This is a genomic window from Salipiger bermudensis (assembly GCF_020171625.1).
Lineage (GTDB): Bacteria > Pseudomonadota > Alphaproteobacteria > Rhodobacterales > Rhodobacteraceae > Salipiger > Salipiger bermudensis_B.
The window spans coordinates 1-1,424 of sequence record NZ_JAIUZY010000035.1 but is presented as its reverse complement, the minus strand read 5'-3'; the positions used below and the strand labels follow the sequence as shown (position 1 = coordinate 1,424).

Genomic DNA, 1,424 nt, shown 5'->3' with positions numbered 1-1,424 from the left:
GGGATCGCCCCAACGCCCGGCGGGGATGCGGTCGAGGATCGCGGCAGAGCGGTCGGGATCGTCGCGCAGGGCCTGGGTGTTGTTGGTCGCGATATAGCCCGGCGCGATGGCGTTGACGGTGATCTCGTGCGGCGCCCATTCGTTGGCGAGGATCTTGGTCACCCCCGCGACGCCGTGCTTGGCCGCCGTGTAGGCCGGCACGCGGATGCCGCCCTGGAACGACAGCAGCGAGGCGATGTTGATCGCCGAGCCCGGCATGTCCTGCGCCAGAAGCGCTTTGCCGAAGGCCTGGCAGGTGAAGAACAGCGCCTTGAGGTTCACGTCCATCACGTCGTCCCAGTCGGCCTCGGAATAGTCGACCGAGTCGGCGCGCCGGATGATCCCGGCGTTGTTCACGAGGATCGAGATCCCCGCCCCGTCGAACACGTCCCGCGCCGCCATCGGATCGGCAAAATCGAGCAGCAGGCTCTCGCCCGAGCCGCCCGCCGCGGTGATCTCGGCCACGGTCTCGTCGCAGTCGCGGCGCCCGGCGCAGAGCACATGCGCGCCCTGCCCCGCCAGCGACACCGCGATGGCCTGCCCGATGCCGGTATTGGCGCCGGTCACCAGCGCCTTGCGGCCCTCGAGAGAGAACGGCCCGACCATCAGCGCAGCTCTTTCGGCTGGATGAACTCCATGTCGGTATAATCGACATTGTCGCCCGCCATCGCCCATATGAAGGTGTACTCGCCAATCCCGGCGCCCGAGTGGATCGACCAGGTCGGCGAGAGCACCGCCTGCTCGTTGCCCACGAAGAGGTGGCGCGTCTCGGTCGGCTCGCCCATCAGGTGCAGCACCCGCGCATCCTCGTCCATGCCCCAGTAGAGATAGGCCTCCATGCGGCGGTCGTGGATGTGGCTGGGGATGGTGTTCCACACCGAGCCGTCCTCGAGCGAGGTGTAGCCGAGGATCAACTGGCAGCTTTCCATCACCTGCGGGTGGATGAACTGCTTGATGGTGCGCTTGTTCGAGGTCTCGGACGCGCCGAGCTTGACCTCGACGCAATCGGCGACGGTCACCAGCCGCGAGGGCAGCTCCCGGTGCGCCGGGGCCGAGGTGATGTAGAACCGCCCCTGCCCGCCGAAGGTGACGGCGCCGCTGCCCATGCCGAGATAGAGCACGTCGCCGCGGTCCATCTCGTAGGTCTCGCCGCCGGCCTCGACGGTGCCGGTCTCACCGATATTGACGATGCCCATCTCGCGGCGGTCGAGGAAGCTGTCGGTCTTGGTCTCCTCGACCTTGTCGAGGGTCAGCGTGCCCCCGGCGGGCACCGCGCCGCCCAGCGTGAAGCGGTCGTAATGGGTGTAGACGAGACGGATTTCGCCCTTGGCGAACAGCCCCTCGCCAAGGAAGTGCGACCGCAGCGCGGCGGTGTCCATGCCCTT

2 protein-coding genes are annotated in these 1,424 nt (G+C 67.8%); both read right to left on the bottom strand.

Features of this window, described 5'->3' with window-relative positions:
* On the bottom strand, positions 1–645 hold a 645-nt coding region (locus LCM15_RS22700), incomplete at its 3' end, for an SDR family NAD(P)-dependent oxidoreductase (protein WP_224860088.1).
* Positions 645–1,424: 5-dehydro-4-deoxy-D-glucuronate isomerase (gene kduI / locus LCM15_RS22695; RefSeq protein ID WP_224860087.1), on the bottom strand; the 780-nt coding region annotated here is incomplete at its 5' end. The genes LCM15_RS22700 and kduI, both read right to left, overlap by 1 nt.